1 protein-coding gene and 3 pseudogenes are annotated in these 2,195 nt (G+C 34.4%); all 4 read left to right on the top strand.

Annotation, left to right across the window (positions count from 1 at the left end; translation table 11 throughout):
• The first annotated feature begins 778 nt into the window (after positions 1 to 778).
• The gene (flhD, locus tag CBG25_RS17355; protein WP_290608225.1) at positions 779 to 1,126 is read left to right on the top strand and encodes a flagellar transcriptional regulator FlhD; all 348 of its coding nucleotides are present in this window, start codon (positions 779 to 781) and stop codon (positions 1,124 to 1,126) included.
• A pseudogene (gene flhC / locus CBG25_RS17350) lies at positions 1,123 to 1,703 on the top strand (flagellar transcriptional regulator FlhC). The gene flhD and the pseudogene flhC overlap by 4 nt, the downstream one beginning before the upstream one ends.
• A 124-nt stretch (positions 1,704 to 1,827) precedes the next feature.
• Positions 1,828 to 2,019 (top strand): annotated as a pseudogene (locus CBG25_RS17345) (motility-associated protein); the annotation flags it as partial.
• A 29-nt stretch (positions 2,020 to 2,048) separates the two neighbouring features.
• Positions 2,049 to 2,195 (top strand): annotated as a pseudogene (locus CBG25_RS17340) (IS5/IS1182 family transposase); the annotation flags it as partial.

Below are 2,195 nucleotides of genomic sequence, written 5' to 3'. Positions count from 1 at the left end.
TACAGGTTTCGATCTTGACCAGCGGGTCACCCAACTTGTCGATCGTCTGTTGGTGATACTGGTTTGCAAAGAGGTCATTCTTAATGGCGCTGCGTTTCTTCATGGTGGTTAGCTCAGTAGACCAGCTTCCGATAACTTTATCAGCAAAATCAAACTCGGCTTAGGTTTTTCGAGGTGCCCATAAGTAATAGAATTATTATTCATTCTCAACGTAAATGAAATTTATAAAAAAATAGTTTACAATGATAAATGTCGTATTTTTGTTTTTTTATTTTTATATGTATTGGTTTTTCCTGTTTTTGTGTATTTATAATCTATTTATTGTTGTTATGTAGCGTTTATTGTTTCAAGTATTGCTAATTAATGGTTATTTTAATATTTATTAATTGATTAAATTAATAAAATAACCTTAGTTATTATTCTTTTTTTCTGAGTAGATATGTTAATAAAAAAAATTAATATTGAGTTTAATAACAAAAGCCGGCTATTTTTGATATAACATAACGTTAAATTTAAATAGCTTAAGTACAACTGAATAATCGTAAGAATCAGCTATAAAGATGCAGCTTATTTTAGTTATTAAGTGTGAATTTTTATTCAATTTACAAATGTTGAAGTAAGTTATGACCATAAGACTTTGGTTTTTAATATAGCTTTATTGAGCAATTTTTAGCGGCCGAATAAAAGGAATTTAACCCATTAGATGTCATTAATGGTAAGTACTCTTATAGCCAAACACCAGCAAATTTAACTAAATAGAATAAATGAGTATAAAAATATGAACACAGCAGATTTATTGAAGCAAATTTACGATATTAATCTTTCTTATTTATTACTTGCACAACGTCTTATTAAGGAAGAAAAAGCTTCCGCTATGTTTCGACTGGGTATCACCGAGGAAACGGCAGATTCATTGATTAGTTTGACATTACCACAGTTAGTTAAGTTAGCTGAAACTAATCAATTAATATGTAATTTTAGATTTAACAATAGCGAAACGATTGAACAATTAACTAAAGAGTCTCGTGTTGATGATCTACAACAAATTCACACCGGAATTTTATTATCAACTCATTTGTTCCAACAATTATCGGAAAATGATAAATCGATAAAAAGAAGTGCATAATTATGGCAAGTAAAAGTATTGTTCAAGAAGCAAAAGATATTCATTTGGCTATAGATTTAATTAATTTAGGTGCACGTCTTCAAATGTTGGAAAGTGAAACTCAACTCAACTCAGCCGAGGACGATTAATTAAGTTATATAAGGAATTACGGGGTAATCCACCACCTAAAGGTATGTTGCCATTCTCAACCGATTGGTTTATGACTTGGGAACAAAATATTCATTCTTCTATGTTTTATAATGCTTATCGCTTTTTATTAACCAGTGGTCATTATAGGGGAATAAATGCTGTCGTACGGGCTTATCGTTTGTATCTAGAACAATGCGGTACTGAACCAAGTAAACCACCTATACTTGCTTTGACAAGGGCGTGGACGCTAGTTCGATTTGTTGATAGTGGCATGTTGCAACCATCAACTTGTCGCTGCTGTGGTGGAACTTTTATTACCCATGCACACCAACCGCTGAACAGTTTTGCCTGTAGTTTATGCCAACCACCTTCAAGGGCGATCAAAAAACGTAAACATTCCTGTCAATTTGCCGATATTCATCCGCAAGTATTGGGGAAAATTCAGTAGTGGGGCAACTGAGCTTATAAAATAGAGAATTATGGTTTAGGTTTACCATAGCTCTCTTATAGGTCGGTGTGTTAGCTTTGAATACGGATCTCTAGTTCATCATTATCAATAAAGGGAATATCAAGTGCTTGTATTCTTAGGCTATCTTGTGGTTATTGGAGCAGTATTAGGTGGTTATTTACTTGTTGGAGGGCATTTATCTGCTCTTTATCAACCGGCCGAGTTTTTGATTATTTTAGGGGCTGGTATAGGTGGTTTTATTGTAGCTGGGCACCTCGAAAAACCTAAGCCGAGTTTGATTTTGCTGATAAAGTTATCGGAAGCTGGTCTACTGAGTTAACCACCATGAAGAAACGCAGCGCGATTAAGAATGACCTCTTTGCAAACCAGTATCACCAACAGACGATCGACAAGTTGGGTGACCCGCTGGTCAAGATCGAAACCTGTATAGACTTTGCGCATCTAGCAGCAGAAATCGACCATGTGGTACCG

It is taken from the genome of Arsenophonus sp. ENCA, assembly GCF_002287155.1.
Classification (GTDB): Bacteria; Pseudomonadota; Gammaproteobacteria; order Enterobacterales; family Enterobacteriaceae; genus Arsenophonus; species Arsenophonus nilaparvatae.
The sequence above is the reverse complement of the archived record's forward strand: the minus strand, read 5'-3'. Positions and strand labels throughout refer to the sequence as shown.